The organism is Pseudomonas sp. S04 (genome assembly GCF_009834545.1).
GTDB lineage: Bacteria > Pseudomonadota > Gammaproteobacteria > Pseudomonadales > Pseudomonadaceae > Aquipseudomonas.
In genome coordinates, this window is sequence record NZ_CP019427.1 from 3,783,122 (window position 1) to 3,805,666 (window position 22,545).

At 58.9% G+C, this 22,545-nt stretch carries 27 protein-coding genes and 1 pseudogene; 17 read left to right on the forward strand and 11 right to left on the reverse strand.

Features of this window, described 5'->3' with window-relative positions; translation table 11 throughout:
• Positions 1-383 precede the first annotated feature (383 nt).
• Complete coding sequence (locus PspS04_RS16710) at positions 384-1,421, reverse strand: Ldh family oxidoreductase (protein ID WP_095170757.1); 1,038 nt, start codon at positions 1,419-1,421, stop codon at positions 384-386.
• A gap of 130 nt (positions 1,422-1,551) precedes the next feature.
• Here PspS04_RS16710 and PspS04_RS16715 point away from each other — a divergent pair, with 130 nt between their 5' ends.
• The 7 genes from PspS04_RS16715 (at position 1,552) to PspS04_RS16745 (ending at position 7,395) form a co-directional block, all read left to right on the forward strand.
• Positions 1,552-2,427 carry a MurR/RpiR family transcriptional regulator gene (locus PspS04_RS16715; RefSeq protein WP_159996687.1) on the forward strand — a complete coding sequence of 292 codons (876 nt, stop codon included), beginning with the start codon at positions 1,552-1,554 and terminating at the stop codon, positions 2,425-2,427.
• A 13-nt stretch (positions 2,428-2,440) separates the two neighbouring features.
• Positions 2,441-3,196 carry a transporter substrate-binding domain-containing protein gene (locus tag PspS04_RS16720; protein ID WP_095170761.1) on the forward strand — a complete coding sequence of 252 codons (756 nt, stop codon included), beginning with the start codon at positions 2,441-2,443 and terminating at the stop codon, positions 3,194-3,196.
• Positions 3,197-3,307: 111 nt separating this feature from the next.
• Entirely contained in the window at positions 3,308-4,027 is a 720-nt protein-coding gene (locus PspS04_RS16725) for an ABC transporter permease (protein WP_095170769.1), read from the forward strand.
• Positions 4,024-4,734, forward strand: a complete 711-nt coding sequence (locus tag PspS04_RS16730; protein ID WP_095170771.1) for an ABC transporter permease — start codon at positions 4,024-4,026, stop codon at positions 4,732-4,734. The genes PspS04_RS16725 and PspS04_RS16730 overlap by 4 nt, the downstream gene beginning before the upstream one ends.
• Positions 4,735-4,785: 51 nt before the next feature.
• A complete protein-coding gene (locus PspS04_RS16735) occupies positions 4,786-6,027 on the forward strand; it encodes an NAD(P)/FAD-dependent oxidoreductase (protein ID WP_159996689.1) in 1,242 nt (413 codons plus the stop codon).
• 17 nt (positions 6,028-6,044) lie between these two features.
• A complete protein-coding gene (locus tag PspS04_RS16740; protein WP_414860856.1) occupies positions 6,045-6,833 on the forward strand; it encodes an amino acid ABC transporter ATP-binding protein in 789 nt (262 codons plus the stop codon).
• A 109-nt stretch (positions 6,834-6,942) separates the two neighbouring features.
• Entirely contained in the window at positions 6,943-7,395 is a 453-nt protein-coding gene (locus tag PspS04_RS16745; protein WP_159996691.1) for a hypothetical protein, read from the forward strand.
• 11 nt (positions 7,396-7,406) lie between these two features.
• Here the strand turns inward: PspS04_RS16745 and PspS04_RS16750 are convergent, their stop codons facing one another.
• Positions 7,407-7,568 carry a DUF2986 domain-containing protein gene (locus PspS04_RS16750; protein ID WP_095170777.1) on the reverse strand — a complete coding sequence of 54 codons (162 nt, stop codon included), beginning with the start codon at positions 7,566-7,568 and terminating at the stop codon, positions 7,407-7,409.
• Between the two features lie 155 nt (positions 7,569-7,723).
• Between PspS04_RS16750 and PspS04_RS16755 the strand changes: the two genes are divergently transcribed.
• A complete protein-coding gene (locus PspS04_RS16755) occupies positions 7,724-8,383 on the forward strand; it encodes a hypothetical protein (RefSeq protein ID WP_159996693.1) in 660 nt (219 codons plus the stop codon).
• Positions 8,384-8,447: 64 nt separating this feature from the next.
• Here PspS04_RS16755 and PspS04_RS16760 read toward each other — a convergent pair whose 3' ends face one another.
• Positions 8,448-8,927 (reverse strand): VOC family protein, encoded by a 480-nt coding sequence (locus tag PspS04_RS16760; RefSeq protein ID WP_095170806.1) that lies wholly within the window; start codon positions 8,925-8,927, stop codon positions 8,448-8,450.
• Between the two features lie 58 nt (positions 8,928-8,985).
• Here PspS04_RS16760 and PspS04_RS16765 point away from each other — a divergent pair, with 58 nt between their 5' ends.
• Positions 8,986-9,129 (forward strand): hypothetical protein, encoded by a 144-nt coding sequence (locus PspS04_RS16765; protein ID WP_159996695.1) that lies wholly within the window; start codon positions 8,986-8,988, stop codon positions 9,127-9,129.
• A gap of 98 nt (positions 9,130-9,227) precedes the next feature.
• Positions 9,228-11,365: pseudogene (locus PspS04_RS16770) on the forward strand (TonB-dependent receptor family protein).
• A gap of 29 nt (positions 11,366-11,394) precedes the next feature.
• Here the strand turns inward: PspS04_RS16770 and PspS04_RS16775 are convergent.
• Positions 11,395-11,973, reverse strand: a complete 579-nt coding sequence (locus PspS04_RS16775; RefSeq protein ID WP_159996697.1) for an acyl carrier protein phosphodiesterase — start codon at positions 11,971-11,973, stop codon at positions 11,395-11,397.
• Between the two features lie 256 nt (positions 11,974-12,229).
• Here PspS04_RS16775 and PspS04_RS16780 point away from each other — a divergent pair, with 256 nt between their 5' ends.
• The 5 genes from PspS04_RS16780 (at position 12,230) to kefC (ending at position 16,428) form a co-directional block, all read left to right on the forward strand.
• A complete protein-coding gene (locus PspS04_RS16780) occupies positions 12,230-12,562 on the forward strand; it encodes a carboxymuconolactone decarboxylase family protein (protein ID WP_159996699.1) in 333 nt (110 codons plus the stop codon).
• A 45-nt stretch (positions 12,563-12,607) separates the two neighbouring features.
• A complete protein-coding gene (locus PspS04_RS16785) occupies positions 12,608-13,714 on the forward strand; it encodes an alkene reductase (RefSeq protein ID WP_159996701.1) in 1,107 nt (368 codons plus the stop codon).
• A gap of 30 nt (positions 13,715-13,744) precedes the next feature.
• Complete coding sequence (locus PspS04_RS16790) at positions 13,745-13,963, forward strand: tautomerase family protein (RefSeq protein ID WP_159996703.1); 219 nt, start codon at positions 13,745-13,747, stop codon at positions 13,961-13,963.
• 110 nt (positions 13,964-14,073) lie between these two features.
• Complete coding sequence (gene kefF / locus PspS04_RS16795) at positions 14,074-14,595, forward strand: glutathione-regulated potassium-efflux system oxidoreductase KefF (RefSeq protein WP_150368129.1); 522 nt, start codon at positions 14,074-14,076, stop codon at positions 14,593-14,595.
• Positions 14,596-16,428, forward strand: a complete 1,833-nt coding sequence (gene kefC, locus PspS04_RS16800) for a glutathione-regulated potassium-efflux system protein KefC (protein WP_159996705.1) — start codon at positions 14,596-14,598, stop codon at positions 16,426-16,428.
• A gap of 20 nt (positions 16,429-16,448) precedes the next feature.
• Here kefC and PspS04_RS16805 read toward each other — a convergent pair whose 3' ends face one another.
• From PspS04_RS16805 to PspS04_RS16830, 6 genes are all read right to left on the reverse strand, one after another.
• Positions 16,449-16,778 carry a thioredoxin family protein gene (locus PspS04_RS16805; protein WP_134175966.1) on the reverse strand — a complete coding sequence of 110 codons (330 nt, stop codon included), beginning with the start codon at positions 16,776-16,778 and terminating at the stop codon, positions 16,449-16,451.
• Between the two features lie 61 nt (positions 16,779-16,839).
• Positions 16,840-17,538 carry a DsbA family oxidoreductase gene (locus PspS04_RS16810; RefSeq protein ID WP_159996707.1) on the reverse strand — a complete coding sequence of 233 codons (699 nt, stop codon included), beginning with the start codon at positions 17,536-17,538 and terminating at the stop codon, positions 16,840-16,842.
• 3 nt (positions 17,539-17,541) lie between these two features.
• Positions 17,542-18,132, reverse strand: a complete 591-nt coding sequence (locus tag PspS04_RS16815) for a TetR/AcrR family transcriptional regulator (RefSeq protein WP_159996709.1) — start codon at positions 18,130-18,132, stop codon at positions 17,542-17,544.
• A gap of 103 nt (positions 18,133-18,235) precedes the next feature.
• Positions 18,236-19,009 carry an SDR family NAD(P)-dependent oxidoreductase gene (locus tag PspS04_RS16820; protein WP_159996711.1) on the reverse strand — a complete coding sequence of 258 codons (774 nt, stop codon included), beginning with the start codon at positions 19,007-19,009 and terminating at the stop codon, positions 18,236-18,238.
• A gap of 93 nt (positions 19,010-19,102) precedes the next feature.
• On the reverse strand, positions 19,103-19,657 hold the full coding sequence (locus tag PspS04_RS16825; protein WP_159996713.1) for an OsmC family protein: 555 nt from the start codon (positions 19,655-19,657) through the stop codon (positions 19,103-19,105).
• Between the two features lie 383 nt (positions 19,658-20,040).
• Positions 20,041-20,616, reverse strand: coding sequence for a TetR/AcrR family transcriptional regulator (locus tag PspS04_RS16830; RefSeq protein ID WP_159996715.1), 576 nt, complete (start codon positions 20,614-20,616; stop codon positions 20,041-20,043).
• Positions 20,617-20,889: 273 nt separating this feature from the next.
• Here PspS04_RS16830 and PspS04_RS16835 point away from each other — a divergent pair, with 273 nt between their 5' ends.
• Together PspS04_RS16835 and PspS04_RS16840 are read left to right on the forward strand one after the other, a co-directional pair.
• Complete coding sequence (locus PspS04_RS16835; RefSeq protein WP_095171623.1) at positions 20,890-21,153, forward strand: hypothetical protein; 264 nt, start codon at positions 20,890-20,892, stop codon at positions 21,151-21,153.
• A 167-nt stretch (positions 21,154-21,320) separates the two neighbouring features.
• Complete coding sequence (locus PspS04_RS16840) at positions 21,321-21,956, forward strand: DUF502 domain-containing protein (protein WP_159996717.1); 636 nt, start codon at positions 21,321-21,323, stop codon at positions 21,954-21,956.
• Between the two features lie 12 nt (positions 21,957-21,968).
• On the opposite strand, the gene PspS04_RS16845 is transcribed toward PspS04_RS16840, so the two are convergent.
• Complete coding sequence (locus tag PspS04_RS16845; RefSeq protein WP_159996719.1) at positions 21,969-22,535, reverse strand: nucleotidyltransferase family protein; 567 nt, start codon at positions 22,533-22,535, stop codon at positions 21,969-21,971.
• Positions 22,536-22,545 lie beyond the last annotated feature (10 nt).

A 22,545-nucleotide genomic window follows, 5' to 3' on the forward strand; every position in this document is an offset into this window, starting at 1 on the left:
ACACCCACAGTAGCGCCAGGTGTTCACAGATTGTGCATACAGCCATCAAACCTGTGGGAGCGGGCTTGCCCGCGATGGCGGTGTGTCAGGCGCCAGCGATGTTGGCTGTGCTGGCCTCATCGCGAGCAAGCTCGCTCCTACAGTGAATTTGGATACTCACAGATTTTGTATACACCCACAGTAGCGCCAGGTGTTCACAGATTGTGCATACAGCCATCAAACCTGTGGGAGCGGGCTTGCCCGCGATGGCGGTGTGTCAGGCGCCAGCGATGTTGGCTGTGCTGGCCTCATCGCGAGCAAGCCGCAAGCGGGCGCTCGCTCCTACAGTGAACTTGGTTGCTCACAGATTTTGTATACACCTGCAAGGTCGGATACACCTTTGCCTAGCGCGCGCTCGCCAGTTCACGCAGCCGCGCCAGTTCGGCTGCAGGCAGGCTGATGCCGTCGGCCAGGGATTTGGCCCGTTCCTGATACCGTCGGTCGCCTGGCATGCGTTGCAGGCCGACGCCGCGCATCTGCTGCACCAGTTCTTCGCTACGGCTGGCGAAGTGGTTGCCGGCGGTCTTGCTCGGATCGATCACGATCAGCAACTGACCGGTCCAGGGGGTTTGTGCCCCGGGATGGTTCGACCAGTCGAACTCGAACGAAAAGTTGCCGCCGGTCAGGGCCGCCGCCAACAGTTCCACCATCATCGACAGGGCCGAACCCTTGTGCCCGCCAAACGGCAACAGCGCGCCGCCGTTGAGGATAGCCTTGGGGTCCCGGGTCGGCTGGCCCAGGCTGTCGACGCCCATGCCCTCGGGCAGCAATTGACCCTGACGCGCGGCGATCTGCACATCGCCGTGGGCGATGGCGCTCGTCGCCAGGTCAAAGACGATCGGCTCGCCACCGGCCCGCGGTGCGGCAAAGGCAATCGGGTTGGTGCCGAACAGCGGCCGTTGCGCGCCATGCGGCACCACGCAGGTCATGCTGTTGACCACGCTCAAGGCCACCAGGCCCTCTTCGGCGAAGGGTTCGACGTCCGGCCAGAGCGCGGCGAAATGGTGCGAGTTGCGGATCGCCAACACCGCGATGCCGGCACTGCGGGCCTTTTCGACCAGCAAGCCACGGGCTGCGGCCAAGGCCGGCTGGGCAAAACCTTTGGCCGCGTCGACCCGGACAAAACCCGAAGCCACATCCTCCACCACCGGCACGGCCCGACCATCCACCCAGCCACTGGCCAACGACGACAGGTAACCGGGAATGCGGAACACCCCGTGACTGTGGGCGCCGTCGCGCTGGGCGCTGGCACAGTTGTGCGCCAGTACCTGGGCGACTTCCGACGAGGTGCCGTGCTGTTCAAAGATGCGCTGCAGCAGCTCAGTCAGGTCGGCGAGTGAAAGGCTTTGCACTTCGGGCAAAGCGGTGTTGGCGTGGGACATTCTGAAGCTCCGGGCGATTTGTTGTTATGGGCGAACTATCCGGCGATGACAGTTATCTGTCAAATATTGACTTTATGACAGAAAACATCCATTTTCCTTCCCAAGCGCTGAATAACAACAGGAAACAGCCTTGAGCCAGCCCATCAAACAACGCCTTGAAAGCAGTCTGTCAACCGCCGCCGCCTCTGGCCGGGCGATTGCCAACTACATGCTGGCCAACCTCTATGAACTGCCGTTCCAGACCGCTGCCGACATCGCCGCGAAGTTGAACGTCAGTGAATCCAGTGTCGGGCGCTTCTGTCGCTCCATCGGCTACAGCCACTTCAAAGACCTGAAAAACGACCTCAAGGCCGACCTTGGCGATGGCCCGTGGCTGGTAGGCGACCGTTTGCAGGAATTCCGCCAGCAGGCCAGCCAGGGTCCGCAGGGCCTGCCCCGCAGCTTCGAGCTGGAAGTGGCGGCGCTGGTCAAGGTCTACGAATACAGCCTGACCCCCACCTGGCATGCCGTCAGCCAGCGCCTGGCCAGCCGGCGCAAGGTGTTCGTCGCCGGGTTCCAGACCGAACGGGGCATCGCCGCCTCCATGGTGCACTTGCTGCAGTACCTGCGCGATGACGTGCACTGGGTCGACGGCGCTGCCGGGCATTACGCCGACGTGCTGCTCAGCCTGCCCGCCGACAGCGCCCTGGTGGTGTTCGAAGCCCGCCGCTATTCACGCCATGCCCTGACCCTGTGCCGCAAGGCCCGCGAGGCGGGCATCCCGGTGACGCTGGTCACCGACACCTTTTGCGACTGGGCCGAGCAGAACGCCGACGAAGTGTTCCGCGTGCCCACCGAGTTCAACCTCTTCTGGGAGTCGACCGCCGCGATGCTGTCGTTGGTGCACCTGCTGGTCAACGACGTCTGCAAACAGCTGGGCCCGGAAGTGGAAAAACGTCTTGCCGCCGTTGCGCTCCTGCACAACGAGTTCGTTGGATACACATCATCACCAAGCTCAAAACAATAAATCGAGGTGCTAGATGAAACACGTCATTCGCTTTGCCAGTGCATGTGCAATGGTCCTGGCCGGGGCCTCCGGCGCGCAGGCTGAAGTCCTGAAGATCGCCACCGAAGGCGCTTACCCGCCGTTCAACTATGTCGACTCGGACAACAAGCTGCACGGCTTCGATGTGGACATTGCCAACGCGCTGTGTGAACGCATGAAAGTCCAATGCAAGATCGTCGCCCAGGACTGGGAAGGGATTATCCCGGCGCTGATGGCGAAGAAATACGACGCCGTGGTCGCCTCGATGATCGCCACCGACGAGCGCAAGCAGAAGATCGATTTCACTAACCACTACTACCGCACTCCGCTGTCCGTGGCCGTGCCCAAGGACTCGGACATCTCCGACGCCCAGACCGATTTCAAAGGTCGCACCGTGGGTGCCCAGGCCTCCTCGACCCAGGCCATCTACGCCGAAGATCACTACGGCCCGGCTGGCGCCGACGTCAAGTTCTACCCGACCCTGGATGAAGCCAACAGCGACCTGGCTGCCGGCCGCGTCGACGGGGTGATTGCCGACAAGTTCCCACTGCTGGCCTGGATCGACAGCGCCGGCAAGGACTGCTGCAAGATCATCGGCGATGTCAACGGCACCACCGCCGACGCCTCCATCGCGGTACGCAAGGGTGACGATGCACTGCGCGAACGTTTCAACAAGGCGCTGGATGAAATCGTCGCCGACGGCACCTACAAGAAGATCTCCAGCCGCTACTTCGCGTTCGACATCTACTGATCCCCTGCCCCCCAGGTCAGCCTGCGGGGCGTTCCTTGCCGACCTGCTGCACCGCGCGCCCACCGGCGGCGGTGCATGCGTGCGGGCCTAATTTACCGAGAGGGTTCGAGCATGTTCGAAAACCTGTCACTGCTTTCCTTCGCCAGCGGCGGCTGGGGCTCAGCCTTGCTGGCCGGCGCCCTGGTGACCATCGTCCTGGCCTTGAGCTGCCTGCCGATCGGCTTGCCACTGGGGTTGGGCCTGGCCTTGGCCGCCCGCTCCCGACGTCGCTGGCCGCGCGCCATGAGCACGGTGTTTGCCACCGTGTTCCGTGGCCTGCCCGAACTGCTGACCCTGCTGATCATTTACTACGGCTGCCAGATCGGCGCGCAGAAACTGTTGTCGGTGATGGGCTACGAGGCTGAAGTGGCGATCAACCCCTTCGTCGCCGCCATGATCGCGTTCAGCCTGGTGTTCGCTGCGTTCTCCAGCCAGATCTGGCTGGGCGCCTTCAAGACCGTGCCCAAGGGCCAGTTCGAAGCCGCTGCCGCCCTCGGCCTGTCCCGGCGCACCACCTTTACCAAAGTGGTGCTGCCGCAACTGGTGCGCATCGCCCTGCCGGGCCTGTCGAACAACTGGCTGTCGTTGCTCAAGGACACTTCGCTGGTGTCGACCATCTCGCTGGTCGACCTGATGCGCCAGACCAACCTGGCCGTCAGCGTGACCAAGGAACCGATGTTGTTCTACACCGTGGCCTGCTTTGGCTACCTGTTCTTCTCGGCGATTTCCGGCCGCCTGTTCCAGTACCTGGAACAGCATTTCAGTCGCCATCAACGGAGCGTGCGCCCATGAGCCTGGCTGAATTGCAGAGTCTGTTCCTCAGCCCTGAGTTGCTGGAACGTTATGGTCCACGCTTCATAGACGGCCTGTTGGTCACCGCCAAACTGGTGGCTATTTCCTTCACCCTCGGTGCCCTGCTCGGCCTGCTGATTGCCCTGGCGCGGTTGTCGGGCAACCGCTTTCTCAGCCGTTTTGCCGGCGTCTATGTGTACTTCTTCCGTGGCTCGCCGCTGCTGGCCCAACTGTTCATGCTGTATTACGGCCTGGGTTCGTTCAAAGGCTTCTGGCAGGACGTCGGCCTGTGGTGGTTCTTCCGTGACGCCTGGTTCTGCACCCTGCTGGCGTTCACCCTGAACACCGCGGCCTATCAGGCGGAGATCCTGCGGGGCAGCATCATGGCCGTGGCCCAGGGGCAACGCGAAGCCTGCAACGCCCTGAGCCTGTCGCGCTGGACCACCTTTCGCAAAGTCGTCCTGCCGCAATCGCTGCTGGTGGCCATCGGTCCCCTGGGCAACGAACTGATCCTGATGATCAAGGCCAGCGCCATTGCCTCGCTGGTGACCATCTACGACTTGATGGGGGTGACCAAACTGGCCTTCTCGCGCAGTTTCGACTTCCAGATCTACCTCTGGGCCGCGGTGCTGTACCTGCTGATCGTGGAAGTGGTGCGACGCAGCCTCAAAGCCCTGGAAGGCCGCCTCGGCCGCCACTTGCAGTAAACCGGTTTTTTCTCGGGCTGCCGTGGGCGCCCCAGCATCAAGGATCTACCCATGCATTGCCAAACCATCGTTCTGGGCGCCGGGATTGTCGGCGTCAGTACCGCCCTCCAGTTACAGGCCCGTGGCCGCCAGGTGGTGCTTATCGACCGCCAGCAGCCGGGCAAAGGCACCAGCCACGGCAACGCCGGGCTGATCGAGCGCGCCAGCGTGATTCCCTATTCGTTCCCCCGCGAGCTGTCGAGCCTGCTGCGCTACGCCCGCAACCAGCAATCGGACGTGCGCTACAGCCTCAAGCACCTGCCCAAGGCCGGTCCCTGGTTGCTGCAATACTGGCGGCACTCCGGGGCCAAGGGCCTGGCCATGGCGACCAAGGCCATGCTGCCGCTGGTGGAACGTTGTGTCAGTGAACATGACCTGCTCTCGACGCCGGCCGGCATGGACCATCTGATCCAGGCCGGCGGCTGGGTCGAGGCCTACAGCTCGATCCCGGCTTTCTTCAAGGCGCAACAGGACGCCGCAGCACTGCAGCGCTTTGGCCTCAATTACCAGGTGCTCGACCGCGACGAACTGCGGGCACGCCAACCCGGCCTGCACAGCAGCGTGATCGGTGGCATCCACTGGCTCGATCCCAAGACCGTCAGCGATCCCGGCGGCCTGACCCGTGGCTACGCCGAACTGTTCGTCGAACGCGGCGGCGTGTTTGTCCTCGGCGATGCCCTCTCCCTGCGCCAGGGCGAAGGCAAATGGCAGGTGCAGACCGAGCAGGGCCTGGTGCTCGGCGACGAAGCCGTGGTCGCCCTCGGTCCGCAAGCCCGGGGCGTCTTCGAACCCCTGGGCTACAAGATTCCGCTGGCGATCAAGCGCGGCTATCACATGCACTATGCCGCCCTGCCAGGCAGTTGCCTGCAACAACCCTTGCTCGACCCTATCGGCGGTTACGTGCTGGCGCCGATGGTGGGTGGCGTGCGCCTGACCACCGGGATCGAGTTCGCCGACAGTGACGACCCGATCAACGAAATCCAGTTGCGCCGCTGCGAAGAGCTGGCGCGCAAGTTCTACCCGCTGGGCGAGCGCCTGGACGCCGAACCCTGGCTGGGCCGCCGCCCGTGCCTGCCGGACATGTGCCCGGTGATCGGCCCGGCAGCGCGGCACCCGGGCCTGTGGTTCAACTTCGGCCACGCCCACCACGGCCTGACCCTCGGCCCGGTCTGCGGCCGTTTGCTGGCCGAAATGATGACCGGTGCCACCCCGTTCACCGACCCTGCCCCTTACAGCGCCGAGCGCTTCCATTGATTGCCGGAGACCCGACCATGCCTGCCCTCTCTGCCCGTATCGATACGCCGCTGGCCGTGCAACCCGACACCCGTAAGGTGGTGGTGGATATCGCCGCCCTGAACAAGTTCTATGGCGCCTTCCATGTCTTGCACGACATCAACCTGCAAGTGCGCGAAGGCGAACGCATCGTCCTGTGCGGGCCTTCCGGCTCGGGTAAATCGACCCTGATCCGCTGCATCAACCGCCTGGAAATCGCCGAGAAAGGCCGGATCCTGGTGAATGACACCGACCTGTCCCAGAACACCCGCGAGGCGGCCAAGGTGCGCAGCGAAGTGGGCATGGTGTTCCAGCATTTCAATCTGTTCCCGCACATGAGCGTGCTCGACAACTGCACCCTGGCGCCGATCTCGGTGCGTGGCCTGAGCCGCAAGAAAGCCGAGGAACTGGCCGAGCACTTCCTGCACAAAGTCGGGATCGCCAGCCAGGCCGGCAAGTACCCCAGCCAGCTCTCCGGCGGCCAGCAACAGCGCGTGGCCATCGCCCGGGCGTTGTGCATGGAACCGAAAATCATGCTGTTCGACGAGCCCACTTCGGCGCTCGACCCGGAGATGGTCAGCGAAGTGCTGGACGTGATGGTGAAACTGGCTGGCAGCGGCATGACCATGCTCTGCGTGACCCACGAGATGGGGTTTGCCCGGCAAGTGGCCGAGCGCGTGCTGTTTCTCGACGGTGGCCAGATCATCGAGGACGCCCCGCCGGAAGACTTCTTCAACGCCCCGAAAAGCCCACGGGCCAAGGCCTTCCTGGCGCAGATCGTGCATTGACACAGGCCAGGCCCGCAGGGTGCTGCGGGCCTGACTGACGAACGTCAGGCGACTATTGGGCCATACCCGCTAATCTCCCATGGCAATTCTTCAGCACTGGAGGTTGGTCATGAATCCCAGATATCCACTGGTCGCCCTGCTGGTCAGCGCGAGCCTGTTTGGTTGTACCACGTCAAGCGAGCACGGGATCAGCATTCCCCTGGCGGCCACTCGGCACAACGTCGGGCAAATCGCCAATACCACCCTGGCCAATTGGGACCAGAACACCGGGTTCGACTTTTTCATCAGCGGCGTGCCCACCGGCACCTCCCTGCCCCTGCGCATCTACACCTTCATCCATAAGGGCAGTTGCCAGCAGCCCGGCCCGGTGGCCTATGCGATGAACGACAAGGTCAATACCGAACGCGCCGCCGTTGCCGGCTGGACCTTTTCCAGGAGCGCCCCCATCGCCCTACCGGAGTTGCTGGCCGGCCAGTACTCGATCGTCCTGCGATCGGCACCGGAGGACGGCAACCTCGATCTGTTCTGTGGCGATATTCCCCCGGGCGGCACAGCAAAATAGTCGAGGCGCGATCAGCTCTCGACCGGGCTGCTTGGATCCTGACTGGCTTCAGCCGCCAGCTTCAAGCGGTCGGCTTTGCTGATGTACTTGTCCTTGTTGACTGGGGCCAGCTTGGCGCTGGCCTTTTTCGCGTGGGCTTTTAACAGCTGCTTGATTTTCTTACGGCGATTCATGGTGCTCTACTCAGGGTGACAATGGCGCGATGGTAGCAGCTAACGGTCTTGAAGCAGGACCCCATGGCGCGCCTGGATGCAGGACACTGGACACAGATAGGCCACCTGAAACCGGTCAGTTGACCACCGACTCCTGAGAACAGGCCGCTGCTGTCTTGAAAAACCAGATCGCAAACGTGAGAGTCGACCACTTCAATGAATGGATGCAGAGAGGTTGTAGCGTGAAGTGGCTATTTGAAGTGATCGCAGCCGTCGGGGTGGTACTGGGTGCAATCAGGGTGATTTATGACATGACCACCGTCACCCGATCCCGACTCAAAGAAGACTATCTATTCGCAAAGGGCTTCCTCAAAAGTCTTGAGCAGGAGCCCAACACCCACCACTTGGTGATGGATCGCGGCTACTACGCTTTGGCGGGTACTACCGCGATTACGGTCGCGGAAATTGCCTATCTGATCTCGCTGACCCACCCTGACAAATCCTTGAGAAGTTACATCGCCGCCAGGAAATACCTGCAGATCATGCCCTCCAGTTACAAGGTTGGGTTTCGCAAAAAGTACAAAAACCCTTGGTCAAGAAGATGGCGTAAATCGGTGTACCTTTTCATGTACTTGATGGGCGCCAGCCTGTCGATGTCTCCTCTCATTTTGCAAAAGCCTCTTGGATTGGAGGCAACATCGTTACTCATGATGATTGTGACCGTTCCAAGCTTCGGCTTTTTAGCGTTTGATTCCTTGCGCAGCTTCATGAAGATCAAGGCCGGTGAAGAACTGGTCAGAGATCAAACTGAACACGTACAGAAATTAATCGTGTAGGTGGCCGCCATGAGACCTTTGGGGGCCAGGACAGTCGGCCTGCCCTGCCCCCGGTTGACGCGGGTTAACCCTTGATCGCGGCCTCAATGGCGGCGACATCGATTTTGCCCATCTCCATCATTGCCGCGAAGGCGCGCTTGGCCACCGCTCGGTCGGGGTGGGTGAAGGCCGCCGTGAGCACTCGCGGAGTGATCTGCCACGACAGTCCCCAGCGGTCCTTGCACCAGCCGCAGGCGCTGGCCTCGCCGCCGTTGCCGACAATCGCGTCCCACAGGCGGTCGGTTTCGGCCTGATCGTCAGTCGCGACCTGGAACGAAAACGCCTCGTTATGCTTGAACGCCGGCCCGCCGTTCAATCCCAGGCAAGGGATGCCCATCACATTGAACTCCACCGTCAACACATCGCCCTGCTTGCCCGCCGGGTAGTCGCCGGGCGCACGATGCGCAGCGCCCACCGTGCTGTCGGGGAAGGTCTTGGCGTAGAAGGTCGCGGCGTCCAGGGCATCGCCGTTGAACCACAGACAGATCGTATTTTTGCTGACCATTTTGTTTCTCCAGAATTGGCACAGACCGGTTCATTCTAGCTGCACCGTTCATCGCCCCATGGCAGCATGGCGGTTTACCCAGGATCAGGAAGATCATGCTTATTCGACTGACGCAGGTTTCGTCTTCATCGATGAGTGGGAACCCTTGGCCAGTCATCCGCAGATCCTGGTCCAGACCATGATCTGGCAGGCAAGCCACTGAAATTCACGGTAAAAAACCGGGTTTTCATGTGTTCCCCGGGGGCTCCCCGGCGTCGCAGTTGTTTACTGCCCGCCCCCTTTTCGTCTGGAGTTCGCCCGATGCCCGCGTCCAAATCCTTGCCCACTGCATTACTGGGCCTGGCCCTGGCCTGGCCCTGGCCTGTCCGGCCATGGCCGAGGCGCAGGGCCTGGAATTGGGCCAGGTGCTGATCGGTGCCGAAGAGCGCAGCGGCGAAGACGCCTCGGTGGAAGAAGCCAAGGCCCGGCTGGCCCAGGTGCCCGGCGGCACTAACGTGGTCGACCTGCGCCGGCCGCTCCAGGGCCGGGTGGCCAGCAACCAGGATGTGTTGGCCTATCAGCCGGGGATCTATGCCCAGTCCGCGGGCAACGAAGGGGTCAAGATCTCGATCCGTGGCTCGGGGATCAACCGCGCCCCTGGCGCCCATGCCTCGGGACTGTACGCCATGCTCGACGGCCTGCCTTTGACCGGCCCAGGCGGCACCCCCTATGAACTGCTCGAGCCGCTGTGGCTCGATCACGTGGAAGTGCTGCGCGGCGCCAACGGTTTCGACCGCGGCGCCCTCGCCCTGGGCGGCGCCATCGACTACGTCAGCCACACCGGCTATGACTCACCGCTGTTGCAGGTGCGCTACGGGATCGGCAGCCACGGCTACCAGCAGCGCCAGGTCAGCTCCGGCCAGGTGCTGGGCGACTTCGATTACTACCTGGCCGTGACCGATGCCCGCTCCGATGGTTACCAGGATCACACCGCCAGCGACAGCCAGGGGTTCATCGCCAACGTCGGCTACCGCTTCAACCCGAACCTGGAAACCCGCTTCTACCTGCGCTACCGCCAGACCGACAACGACCTGGCCGGGCGGGTCAGCAAGTACTCGATCGAGCACGACCCACGGGCCGCCAACCCTGCGTACGTGGCGCGCGACGATCGCCGCGAGCAACCGGGCAGCACCTTCATCGGCAACAAGACCACCTACTACATCGACGACGATTCGAGCATCCAGACCGGCCTGGTCTACCACGACTACCCGATGGACCTGCGCGAAGGACCCAACCGCCTGAAAGTCGCCTACAGCGATGTCAGCGGCACCTTCGACTACAAGCGCCGCGACACCCTCTGGGGCCTGGAAAGCCAGAGCACCCTGGGCCTGCGCACCACCAAACACCTGCCCAACGCCGGCGCCAGCGAAGAAGTGCGCATCCCCACCGGCAACACCGCAGGCTACGCGCCGGGCACACCGATGCGCGACTTCACCTACCAGGGTTCGGACTCCGTGCTGCACGCCGGCAACGACCTGGAAATCGCTGACGACCTGTGGCTGACCACCGGCCTCGCCGCCCTCTACACCCGCCGCGAAAGCGCCGTCACCTACCCCGAGGAAGGCGGCAAGACCAGCCAACACGACTGGGACTACGCCGCCCGTCTGGGCCTGCGCTACCAGTTGACGCCCGGCGTGCAAGTGTTCGGCAACCTCAGCCGCTCGGTGGAAGCACCCCACCCCTGGTCGCTGATCTACAGCTCGAACATTCGTTTCCCGCAAGGCAGCGGTCCCGCCAGCGGCACCCAGCGCGACCCGATCGAACTGCAAAACCAGACTGCCACCACCCTCGAACTCGGCGGACGCGGCGATGCCGTCCTCGGACAATGGAGCCTGTCCTGGTACTACGCCCAGGTCCGCCATGAACTGCTCTCCGTCCTGCCGGACGCCAACACCGTCACCCCCTACGAACTCAACGCCAGCCCCACCGTGCACCAGGGCGTGGAAGCCAGCCTGCAAAGCACCCTGTGGGCATCGCCAACCGGTGAACAACTGAGCCTGCGCCAGAGCTACACCTTCAGCGACTTCCACTACCGCGACGACGACCACTTCGACGATAACCGCCTACCCGGCCTGCCAATGCACTACTACCAAGGCGAACTGCGCTACGACTGGCCCCTGGGCTTCTTCGCCGCAATCAACAGCCAACTGGTCTCCAAAGTCGCCGTCGACTACGCCAACAGCGAATACGCCGACCCCTACGCCCTCTTCGGCGCCACCCTGGGCTACAACGCCCCGAAGGGCGACTGGCAAACCTGGCTGGACCTGCGCAATTTGACGGATAAACGGTACGCGGCGACGGTTACGCCGGGGTATGACGATAGGGGGTTGGATGCAGCACGGTCGACGCCTGGGGAAGGGTTTGGGGTTTATGCGGGGGTTTCTTGGAGTTTGCGGTGAGGGGCAGAAAGCGTGTCCGCCTTTCAACCTCAAATCGCCGGACCACACTTCGCAAATCGCATCAGCGACGGATAAAGCTCTTCGAAATCTGAACTGAGCGGTAAATACAGGTTTGTCAGTTCTTCAAAAGCGTCATGTAGGTTCTCAGGCCCGGATAAACGTTCGGATATAACGTCTAGTCCGTGGCCGATCATTGAAAAGTCCCTGTACGCTCCAAGCCAGTCTTCAGAAATGATCAATGGCGCAATCCGAGCCAGGCGCTCGGGCAAATCGGCTTCGCTCCTTAGAACGGTGTAAACCCTTTTAGAGAACGCATCCAAGGTTGTCTCGGCGTATCGGTCCCAATCCCGAGCCAGGCAGTGATCGAAAAACATGTCGAGCGCAATGCCCGCATATCTACGTCGCGTGACAGTGAACCGGCCTAAGGCCCTTCTGACGACAGGATGGGAATCAGTGAAGACGTCAATCTTGCGATGAAGGTTGATCGCTTCTTCAGTCCTGGCAGAAAAGCGACCTGCAAGCGCTCCTTTCACGAAATCTCCATAGAGGCTTCCCAGCAACTGTTCTGGCTCCTGACCACCTAAATGGAGATGTGCGAGGTAGTTCATGGTCACCCAATGTCGGAAAAAATGATGTTGAGGTGATGCAATGGATCGCAAGCTAAGTGTTTCGCTTGAAATATCGAATAAAACCATACCATCCTAAAGATAGGCAATTCAACTCAACGCATAATTTTCGCCTATTCAATTCTGTTGATAGTGGATATCACTTCAGTTGCATTGCACGCCTACCTACTGGATGGTAGATTTGATTCATGTTTCAGGCTGCTCCATGTCCACTGTCCCCTACCTCTGTGAGAATCCCATGCAAGATTGGAAGCAAACCCGCAACGACATCAACACTCGCCTCGTTGAACTCAATAGCCTATCCCCAGAAACCATGAAAGGCATGGCTGCGCTGGGCGCCGCTGGCGGAAAGACCAACCACCTGGACGCCAAAACCCGCGAACTGATATCCCTGGCCGTGGCCGTGACCACCCGCTGCGACGGTTGCATTGCCTTCCACGCAGCGCAAGCCAAGAAACTCGGTATCACCAGTGAAGAGGTAGCCGAAGCACTGGGCGTAGCCATCAACATGAACGCTGGTGCCGCGCTGGTTTACAGCACTCACGTCCTTGACGCGTTCGACAAATCCTGAATCCAACGCCAACCCTCATCCTTTCAAACGACGTCGAGATTAGTCATGAACAAGTTGTTCACCCCGTACGATTTGTCCGGTATTACGCTCAAAAACCGTGTTGTCATGGCGCCAATGACTCGCACCCGAACGCTGGACAATGTTCCCAACGAATCCACCGCTCTGTATTACGCGCAACGCGCTTCCGCCGGCCTTCTGATCACTGAAGGTTTGCCGATTTCCGACGAGGCCCGTGGCTACCTCTACACACCGGGTATTTATGCCGAAGGACACCTGCCCGGCTGGCGTCAGGTCACCGAAGAAGTGCATGCCAAAGATGGGAAAATTTTCGCGCAGTTGTGGCACGTAGGTCGCATGTCTCATCAGTCGGTACATGGCATGGTGCCGGTCTCCTCGGGGACTGTGCCTGCCGTGGATACCACAGTGTATGCATGGGTCGAGCCAGGTAAATCAGGCCCGGTTCAACCCAGCGCACCTCGTGCATTGAAAACTGACGAAGTGAAACGCGTCATCGCGGACTTCGTAAAGTCTGCGCGCATGGCGATTGACGCCGGTTTTGACGGTATCGAAATCATGGCCGCCAACGGCTTCCTGTTCGATCAGTTCCTGAGCAGCGCCCTAAATACCCGCACTGACCAGTACGGTGGCTCCATCGCTAATCGTCAGCGCTTCTTACTGGAAACCATCGACGCAATTGCGGCTGAAATTGGCGGTTCGAAAGTCGGCGTACGTTTCTCCCCATTCGGCCGCCTTTATGACTTCGGTGTGTACGAAGGCGAAGAAGAAACCTGGATGAGCATGGCGGCTGCGCTCAACGATCGCGAACTGGCGTTCGTTCACCTGAACTACCAGCCGACCATCCTTGCCGCGCAAACACCACCTGGTTTCGGCGCGGCATTCCGCGAGACCTACAAAGGCACCTTGATGGCCGCCGGCGGCTTCACCAAAGAGATCGCAGAGTCGGAACTGGCCAAGAGTGAACTGGACCTGATCGCCTTCGGCACGGCCTACATTGCCAATCCTGATCTGGTAGAGCGGATGCAAAACGATTGGCCACTTGCTGAGGGTGATCGTGCAACCTACTACGGCGTGAGTGGTTCGATTGAAAAGGGTTACACCGACTATCCGGAATATACAGCGGCCTATGCCTGACATTCCTTTTCCAGCATTCAGGAGCACACCATGCCACTCGTAACGATCAAAGGTATTGAAGGCGTTTTCTCCGATGAGCAAAAAGCCGAGGTCATTCGCAAAGTGACTGACGTCATGGTGTCGGTGGAAGGCGAAAACATGCGCGCCCTCACTTGGGTCATCTTTGAAGAGGTCAAGAGCGGAGATTGGGGCATTGCCGGCAATCCCGTGACTGCGCAGGAAGTATTGAAGCTGCAAGCCGGTAAATAAGGGCTTCACCTTCAAGTCATTGGCTCCCCGGACATTGAGTGCACTCATGCTCAGCGTCCGGGGAGCTTTTTGCGTTCTAAAAGAGCGCCAGGTTTGTTGGGGATTAATCTGTGATTCTGATCATCTATGCCCATCCTTACCCTGAGAAATCTAACGTCAACAAGTTGATGCTCAGGCTCGCTGCCAATAATTCCGATGTCGTCATCCGCTCCCTTTACGACCTGTATCCCGATTTCAACATTGATGTCGAAGCTGAACAGAAGGCTGTTGAGCAAGCAGACCTGCTGGTTTTGCAACATCCCCTTTATTGGTACAGCTACCCACCTCTTTTAAAGCTGTGGATCGACAAAGTGTTCACTAAGGGCTGGGCTTATGGCGAGGGCGCTGCCGCTCTCACAAACAAACACCTGCTATGGGCTGTGACTACGGGAGGAGAGCACGATCACTTCAATATCGGCGACAACCCTGGGTTCGCCGTGCTCGCCCAACCCCTTCAAGCAACAGCCAGTTACTGCGAGATGCGCTGGCTAAGTCCAGTTGCTGTCCATGGCGCCTACAGAGCTGATGAAAATGCGCTGCTCTCACAAGTGCGTGATTACAGCGCACGCCTCACCTCGTGGAGGGATGAATGAATGGACACTCATAGCCTGATCGAAATGCTCATCTACCTAGGCTCAGCAGCATTGATTGTGCCCATCGCCGTGCGGTCGGGATTGGGCCCCGTGTTGGGCTATCTACTGGCTGGCTGCCTGATAGGCCCATGGGGCTTGAAGCTAGTGACGGATGTGGAGTCCATCCTGCATTTTGCTGAAATCGGCGTGGTCTTGATGCTGTTCATCATTGGTCTTGAACTTGACCCGAAACGACTTTGGGCCATGCGCCGTATGGTGTTCGGTGGCGGTGCGCTGCAAATGCTTGCGTGTGGTCTCGCAATTGCCGTGTTTTGCGCGGCACTGGGCTTGAACTGGACGGCCGCACTGTTGGTGGGATTAACGCTGAGTCTCTCGTCGACCGCCATTGCCATGCAGGCCATGAACGAACGAAACATGATCCCAACTGCCGTGGGTCGCAGCAGTTTTGCCGTGCTGTTGTTTCAGGACATCGCGGCGATTCCACTGGTGGCAATGATTCCTTTGTTGGCCGCAAATGGTGGCACCCCTTCCGGCGCTGAACTCGCGCTGTCCATCGCAAAAGTCGTCGGTGCGATCGTCTCGGTGGTGCTCCTGGGTAAGTACGTTTCCCGCCCAGTCCTGCGCTTCGTCGCGCGCTCGGGCTTGCGTGAAATCTTCAGTGCCGTTGCGCTGTTTCTGGTGTTCGGGTTCGGCTTGTTGCTGGAGGAGGCTGGATTATCCATGGCCATGGGTGCCTTTCTCGCGGGTGTCCTGTTAGCGAGCTCGGAATATCGACACGCACTTGAAAGCGACATCGAGCCATTTAAGGGGCTGCTGCTCGGTCTGTTCTTTATCGGCGTGGGCATGTCGATCGATTTCGGCACGCTGATCGATGCACCATTGAAAGTCTTGACGCTGACCTTGGGTTTTATCCTGATCAAGCTGCTGGTGATCAAACTCCTTGGTCGCTTCTTGAGTGTCCCCACTGAACAACGCTCTTGGCAGGCGGTGTTTCTGGGTCAAGGCAGTGAGTTCGCTTTCGTCGTGTTTGGCGCAGCAACCGTTGCCGGAATTCTGGTCGACCCTTGGGGCAAAAGCCTGACCTTGGCGGTGGCGTTATCCATGTGTGTCACACCGCTGCTGATCTTGGTGCTTAATCGACTGGAATCCGCAAATAAACGGGGTAACCAGGAAGCGGACACCATCGAACAGAGCAATCCTCGGGTGATCATCGCCGGCTTTGGTCGATTCGGCCAAATCGCCGGCCGACTACTGATGTCATGTGGGTTTGAAGTCGTAGTACTGGATCACGATCCCGATCATATCGAGACGTTGCGCAAGTTCGGAGTCAAGGTGTTCTACGGCGATGCGACCCGCATCGATTTGCTCCACGCTGCCGGCGCAGCGCAGGCAGTGGTGCTGATCAACGCAATCGACAATCAGGAAGACAACCTGGCACTCACCAGGCTGGCTCAGGAGCATTTTCCATCTCTGAAGCTGGTGGTACGTGCTCGCGACATGGGGCACATCATCACCCTCCGCCAGATGGGGATTGAGGCAGTTGAGAGGGAAACTTTCGAGAGTGCTTTGTCCTTGGGACGCAGAGCGCTGGAGCAGCTTGGGATCGGGCGCTACGAGGCTCGAGAGCGCGCGGATAGATTCCGCCGATTGAATCTGGAGATGCTTGAAGAAATGGCGGCCCAACCCGAAGACGACACCGAGTTTAAGTACGACGCCTACAAGCGCGCTAATGCGCTGCTGACAGAAATATTCAATGAAGATCTTGCTCACCCGTTCGATAACGGGCCGGGAAAAACTCCACCTGCAATCAAGGGCAGAAACGTACCAGACTAAGCCATGGCGCTGAGGCTCGATTAACGAGCCTCTTCCAGCTCCGCCAGTATTACCTTCTTCAAGGCAGAGACGGACCGAGACCCAGGCATGACCCGCAAAAGTCGGCCCTGATGGAAGACCGCCAAAGACGGCACCGCGCGAATGCCATACATTTGCGCAATCGTCGGCGACACCGCGACGTCTATCTTCCCAAATACTGCCAAGGCGTGAAGCTTTTCCTCCAGCGCATGAAAGATCGGCTTCATCTCCTGACAAGGCTTACACCAGGACGCTGAAAACAGCACAACGCTGCTGCCTTTTGCAATAAATCGAGCGAACTTTGGAGCGCTCAACTCAACGATACGGCTCATCAGATCCTCCTCCAGACTATGCGAGGTGCGGTACCACTAGGGACCGCACAACCAGTGCCTATCAAACTTTGCAGCCATCGATACCGCAGACTTGTCCTGCAAAATCCTCTTCCTTGACCTGTACCTTTGCTTGCATCTTATTCAGCGCTTCGAGAAAAACGGCCTCAGGCTGAGCGCCGGACAGCGAGAACTCGTTGTTGAAGACGAACATCGGCACGCCCGATCCCAATTGCGCAGCGAAGTGCTCGTCCTCTTCCATCTCAACGCGTATTTCTACGGATGACCATGCTAGCTGGATCGATTCTTCCGACACGCCCACTTCCCGCGCAATCGCCTCCAGACTGGAGCGATCAAACAGTGACTTGCCATGGGTAGTGCTTTGTTCGTACAACGCTTCCATGAGACGCTTTTTCACTGTCGGTTCTTCAACTGCCTTGACCAGCACATGAGCGTCTGCGGTATCGCCAAACTGCATAGTCGCAAAGCGGTAATCAAGGCCGTCTGCTTTACCGTATTTGAGTACGGTACTCATCATCGCTTCAGCGGTGTCTGCGTTCCCGAGCTTGCGCTTTAGAGCAGCAATCATGGGTTCAGGTGTGTGGTTCGCCGCCAAGCGATAAGCACGAATATTTATCTGAACTGCGTCTTTTTCTTCAAAGCGATCCAGCGCTTTTTCAAAGCGACGCTTTGCGACCCAGCACCAAGGGCAAACAAAATCAGACCAGATATCGACTACGTATTTTTTCGAAGTGGTTTGCATAAGTCATCCTGCGAGAAGAAATGAAGACCGCATTGCCAGCGACTCAAGCAAATGGTCAAAGCCAGCTAAAGGGTAGGTTGATCGGCCCAATGCCCAATCGATGAGGCTTGAGCCCTCTAGCGTGCTCAGCAGCATGAAGGCGTATTCCTCAACGGGTTTATCCAGCAACCAGTGGTGCAGTTGGACTGCGTCATTGAGGGTGGCCGTCAGCCAGTCGAGCTGAGACTCAAAAAAATCCCGAGTGAGCTCTTGCAGCGAGATGGGCAATGCGGCCATTTCTGCCGCCAATGCACCACACAACGGCAGCAGCCCGTCATGGGCGCTGACGACGAACAGCCGCGAAAACTCACGTAGCCGCAACAGCGGATCGGGATGCCTGATTTCTATCGAGCCAAGCGTCTCTGTGAATCGATGGATGTAATCCCTGATCAATTCCGCGCCCAGACATTCCTTGGTCGGGAAGTGATGATGAATACTGGCTTTCCTGATTCCGATCTGTGCTGCTAGGTCGGCGTAACTGAACGCTGAGTAACCTCTGGAGCGCATCTGTATTTGCGCGACATTCAACAGTGCGGCTTTTGTCGTGATAGACATTGGAGACTCCACCGGCCAGCGTTCAGCCGTTTTTTAGCCAAGGCAGCGAGCCGCTGAGCGCCCTCCCGGAGGAGGGCCATTCCATTCGCGCTGCACTTTCGGGTTAGGCACGTACGGCCATGATCCCGGCGTCCACGTCCCAGATTGCGCCTGTCACCCACGATGTCTTGTCCGACAGCAGGAACAGAATGGTATTGGCGACGTCTTCTGGAACACCAACTCGACCCAGCGGGTGGAAATCGTTCAGCGACTTCATGGCTTCCGGAATCGCTTCCTTGTCCATGAAACCCTCGTAGATCGAGGTGTGAACAATGCCTGGCGATACCGCATTGACGCGGATACCCGAATGAGCCAATTCGATAGCCAGGTTGCGTGTCAACGCATGCAGACCTGCTTTGGCCATCGAGTAGGCGGAGGCAGGAGAACCGGCTAGTGCCGCCTGTGCACCGATGGAGCCGATATTGACGATCGAACCCTCACGCTTGGCTGCAAGCATGTTTTTGACCACTGCCTGTGTGATGAAGAAGGTCGCGCGGTTGAGCGACAGGTACATGTCGTACTCAGCTTCGTCGTGCTCGGTGAATGGTTTTGGAATGAAGATCCCGGCCGAGTTCACCATCAGGCTGATGTCGCTGTGCTTGGCGTTGATTTCGTCACGGACGAAGTTCATGCCTTCTTCAGTCATTAAGTTGGCCACGATCACCGAGACCGAACCCAGTGGGCTCAGCTCGTTACGAACGGCGTCAGCTTTATCTTGCTTGCTGCCGGTAAGCACTACGCTACCGCCTGCCTTGAGCACCATGCGCGCGGTTTCCAGACCCATGCCACTGGTGCCGCCGACGACCAAAAGTTTCTTGCCTTTGAAAAAATCGTTCATTACAGACTCCGGGAATCCAGATTTCGTAAGAGGGCACCAAAGCAGCTTTCTACCTGGTGCTCACAAGTTGTCTATCTCGATGAAGCAGGCGATTTAGCCTTCAAGGACTTCGAGGGTTGGCACCATGCGGATGGCTTTCGAAAAGTTGGCGTAGTTGACTGACGTTTTCAGCACCACCTTGTGCAACTCTTCAACGCGCTCGCGGGAGGCGTCGGTGTGCAGGCGAATCACGACGTTCACTTCGTCGTAGCCAGGGTTGACGGTTTCGTCGATGCCCAGGAAACCGCGAAGGTCGAGGGTGCCGTCAGTCTCGATTTCCAGGCTGTGAATCTTGATGCCCATCATTGCCGCATTCGCTGCGTAGCCGACCGACATGCAAGCGTTGAGCGCTGCCATCAGCAGTTCCTGTGGGTTAGGTGCGGTGTTTTGGCCCAGCAGTTCATTTGGCTCATCGGCGACAATTTCAAAGTTGCGCGAGTAGGTTTCCCCGGCCAGGTTATAGCGATTGACCTTCGCGACGGAACGGGTTTGGCCTTTCCACTCGGTCTTCACGTTAAAACTTGCATGACGCTTGGTCGCATCCTCAGCAACGCCTTGGGCAAACTGCTGGAGTGCGGCGACATCGATACCATTCAGATTGTTGCTCATGTGTTCGTTCCTCTTCGGATGGACCGGGCGTTAGGCCCGGAAGAGAAACAAGCCTACCAACTAGTAGGTTGGATATCAATAGGCTATTTCTTTACAGCTGAGCGTCGCAAGAAACTTGCTCTAACAGATATTCTGGAATACGCGCGCTTGCGATCACCGTAGAGGTGTCGCAGCTCTCAAAAAAATCAGCTCGGGTTTGCTGGGGTAAAGAAGGGGGAAAGTGTCCGCGACAATTGCAGGACTCGACGTGCTCCCGATAGAAGGAGCGCGCGAATGCAGAATTTAGAGGATCGAGACTGGGGGATGAAACGATCACGAGGAGGCGGTAAGGCCGTGCTGGTCATAGCAGAGCCGAAGGCTAGGGAAGCGGAAGCTGTTATGCCTCAGTGGCGCGTTCCCGCAGCCCTGAGCCCATCTAAAATGAATTCAAAACCAGAAAACTGCTCGTAGTTGTCGTTCAGCGCCCAAGATACAAAGCTGCCGCCTTCTAATGTGTTCAAGATGAGCCTGGCGACCTTCACTCGGTCGAGATCTGCTTTGAGTTCGCCGGCTTCTTGGCCCTTCACGATATTTTCCTGAAGCCAGTTGAGGTGGATCTCGAAAAAATCTCTCGTCAACTGCTTCAGGCTATTAGGCAAAGCCAGCAGCTCCGCCGCCAAGGCTCCACAGAGCGGAAGCAGAGCGCTTTCGCTGCTTTTCGCGAACATCATGGCGAAAGCATTGAGCCGATCAACAGTGCCGGTATTTTCAACATTGATGTATTCCAGCTGACTCTTGAAGCGGAACAGGTAGCCCTCAACGATGGCAATCGCCAGACCTTCTTTGGTGGGAAAGTGGTGATGAATACTCGCCTTCCTGATACCGATCTCTTCAGCCAGATCAGCGTAGCTGAAAGCTGCATAGCCTTTCGTACGCAACAAAATCTCTGCGCTGGCAAGGAGGTCAGAACGTGTACTCATAATGCCGCTTCCAAATTGATCAATGCGGCATCATAAATTAGTACTTACTCATAAGACAGCGCTCGGTTTGTCCACACCTGTCGCATCTCAATGGCTGTTTTCTGCCCATCACGACAAACGGAAACCCCCCACCTTGTACAACCCCCCATCTCGTCCTATCGTTAAATCCCTCAGAGCACCTTTAAATTCACGCGGCCCAACAGCCCCAGTTAACCGCGTGTGATACAGAGATCGGGGCAAGCACTGATTAGATTCAGTGCGAGGAGAATGCTCATGATCCGCAGATACTATCTAACCGCCCTCACCGCCCTGGCCCTTGCAGTTGGCGGCTCCTGGGTGCCGACACTGGCTTTCGCCACCGATCAGGCTGACCAGCGGCAGGAGTCGCGCGATACCAAGCAGGAGGGGCGTGATGCTTCTCGGGAGACCAAGGAGGCTTGCAAGGAAGGCGACGAGAAGAGTCGCGCCGATTGCCGCCAGGACAAGCGCGATACCAAGCAAGACACGCGCGACACTGCGCGAGACATCAAGTACTGATTGCGTAGATCTCACCCTCGCACTTCGCTGCGGGGTCAGGACAGGTTGATCCTTCGGTTATCGGTTGGAGCTGCGCGGCGTGTTGATTGGAGCGCCGCGCACAACAACTGCAGGGGGCGATCAAGGGGCGCGGCCCTATTCCGCCAATCCCGACAGGGGCAGTGCATATGAAGACGGCGCTCGGATACTTCGCCAAACGGGTACTTGCTGGTCTGCTGGTTATCGTCCCGATTTATCTCGCGATCCTGGTGCTGCTCAAGGGCATGAAGTCGCTGGGACAACTGGTGCGACCCTTCTCCCAACTGTTGCCGGAATGGCTGCCTGCCGAGCAGTTGTTATCGTTGATCCTGGTGTTGTTGATCTGCTTTTTCATTGGCGCCGCCCTGCGTACCGGTTTGGGCGAGCGCACCCGCGCGCGGGCAGAACGGGCGGTGTTTGAAAAAATCCCCGGCTACAGCCTGTTCCGCAGCCTGACCCAGCAAGTGGCGGGTGATAGCCGGCAAAACGTCTGGAAGCCGGCCTTGGTCGAAATCGAAGATGCGCTGGTCCCGGCGTTCATCATTGAAGTGTTCGATGACGGCCGCTATACGATTTTCGTCCCTTCGGTGCCCACGCCATTGGCCGGCGCCATCTATGTGCTGGAAGCAAGCCGCGTGCATCCGCTGGATGTGTCCTTCACTGATGCCTTCAAGGTCATCAGCAAATGGGGTTTGGGTGCCAAGGATCTGGTGGCGGCCATGGAAGCCGGGGCCAAGCGGCCTGAGGTTCCAGTGGTCGCCAGCAAGGTTGATGCAGCACCTTGATTCGCCTCGTTCTCAAGAGCAGTAATCCACAACCTTCAGCCAAGGCCAGCGCTGCTGGTAACTCTGTGCCTTCTGGGCAAACAACTCGGGCTTGGGGTTCTTCCGGTTGATCCGCAGTAGCCCCTGCTGCGTGTCGGCCAGGCCATGGGGGGCGTAGAGTTCGCCGGTGGTGATGTCCAGGCCGATGCAGGTACCGGCGATCAGGTAGCGGTCGACGCCGTCCCGGGTTGAGTGCAATTGCGGATAGTCGCTGCCGAATCGCTGGCGGTACCACAGGTGGACACGGGCCTGGTTCTTCAATTCGATGTTGACGTCGAGGTCGTGGAACAAGCGGCGGCCGGCCTGGATCACCTGGTCTTCGGCTTCCCAGGACAGGTCTGGGTCGAAGTAGAAGATGTCATAGTCCTTTACGCCCCAGTCCAGGGGGCGTTGGGCCTGTTGGTTCCAGATGGCCTGGAACAGGCAGCCGGCGGTGAGCATGCATTGGTCCAGGCCGAGTGCGGGCAGGCGGGCGGTGATGAGTGCGTTGACTGGGTTGGCCAGTGCGACCTCGAGCAGGGTTTTGGCCGTTAGTGTCATGTTGATCCTT

Coding starts and splice junctions, on each gene's coding strand:
- PspS04_RS16710 (WP_095170757.1), bottom strand. CDS start 1,421: ATGTCCCACGCCAACACCGCTTTGCCCGAAGTGCAAAGCCTTTCACTC.
- PspS04_RS16720 (WP_095170761.1), top strand. CDS start 2,441: ATGAAACACGTCATTCGCTTTGCCAGTGCATGTGCAATGGTCCTGGCC.
- PspS04_RS16725 (WP_095170769.1), top strand. CDS start 3,308: ATGTTCGAAAACCTGTCACTGCTTTCCTTCGCCAGCGGCGGCTGGGGC.
- PspS04_RS16730 (WP_095170771.1), top strand. CDS start 4,024: ATGAGCCTGGCTGAATTGCAGAGTCTGTTCCTCAGCCCTGAGTTGCTG.
- PspS04_RS16735 (WP_159996689.1), top strand. CDS start 4,786: ATGCATTGCCAAACCATCGTTCTGGGCGCCGGGATTGTCGGCGTCAGT.
- PspS04_RS16740 (WP_414860856.1), top strand. CDS start 6,045: ATGCCTGCCCTCTCTGCCCGTATCGATACGCCGCTGGCCGTGCAACCC.
- PspS04_RS16745 (WP_159996691.1), top strand. CDS start 6,943: ATGAATCCCAGATATCCACTGGTCGCCCTGCTGGTCAGCGCGAGCCTG.
- PspS04_RS16750 (WP_095170777.1), bottom strand. CDS start 7,568: ATGAATCGCCGTAAGAAAATCAAGCAGCTGTTAAAAGCCCACGCGAAA.
- PspS04_RS16760 (WP_095170806.1), bottom strand. CDS start 8,927: ATGGTCAGCAAAAATACGATCTGTCTGTGGTTCAACGGCGATGCCCTG.
- PspS04_RS16765 (WP_159996695.1), top strand. CDS start 8,986: ATGGCAGCATGGCGGTTTACCCAGGATCAGGAAGATCATGCTTATTCG.
- PspS04_RS16775 (WP_159996697.1), bottom strand. CDS start 11,973: ATGAACTACCTCGCACATCTCCATTTAGGTGGTCAGGAGCCAGAACAG.
- PspS04_RS16780 (WP_159996699.1), top strand. CDS start 12,230: ATGCAAGATTGGAAGCAAACCCGCAACGACATCAACACTCGCCTCGTT.
- PspS04_RS16785 (WP_159996701.1), top strand. CDS start 12,608: ATGAACAAGTTGTTCACCCCGTACGATTTGTCCGGTATTACGCTCAAA.
- PspS04_RS16790 (WP_159996703.1), top strand. CDS start 13,745: ATGCCACTCGTAACGATCAAAGGTATTGAAGGCGTTTTCTCCGATGAG.
- kefC (WP_159996705.1), top strand. CDS start 14,596: ATGGACACTCATAGCCTGATCGAAATGCTCATCTACCTAGGCTCAGCA.
- PspS04_RS16805 (WP_134175966.1), bottom strand. CDS start 16,778: ATGAGCCGTATCGTTGAGTTGAGCGCTCCAAAGTTCGCTCGATTTATT.
- PspS04_RS16810 (WP_159996707.1), bottom strand. CDS start 17,538: ATGCAAACCACTTCGAAAAAATACGTAGTCGATATCTGGTCTGATTTT.
- PspS04_RS16815 (WP_159996709.1), bottom strand. CDS start 18,132: ATGTCTATCACGACAAAAGCCGCACTGTTGAATGTCGCGCAAATACAG.
- PspS04_RS16820 (WP_159996711.1), bottom strand. CDS start 19,009: ATGAACGATTTTTTCAAAGGCAAGAAACTTTTGGTCGTCGGCGGCACC.
- PspS04_RS16825 (WP_159996713.1), bottom strand. CDS start 19,657: ATGAGCAACAATCTGAATGGTATCGATGTCGCCGCACTCCAGCAGTTT.
- PspS04_RS16830 (WP_159996715.1), bottom strand. CDS start 20,616: ATGAGTACACGTTCTGACCTCCTTGCCAGCGCAGAGATTTTGTTGCGT.
- PspS04_RS16835 (WP_095171623.1), top strand. CDS start 20,890: ATGATCCGCAGATACTATCTAACCGCCCTCACCGCCCTGGCCCTTGCA.
- PspS04_RS16840 (WP_159996717.1), top strand. CDS start 21,321: ATGAAGACGGCGCTCGGATACTTCGCCAAACGGGTACTTGCTGGTCTG.
- PspS04_RS16845 (WP_159996719.1), bottom strand. CDS start 22,535: ATGACACTAACGGCCAAAACCCTGCTCGAGGTCGCACTGGCCAACCCA.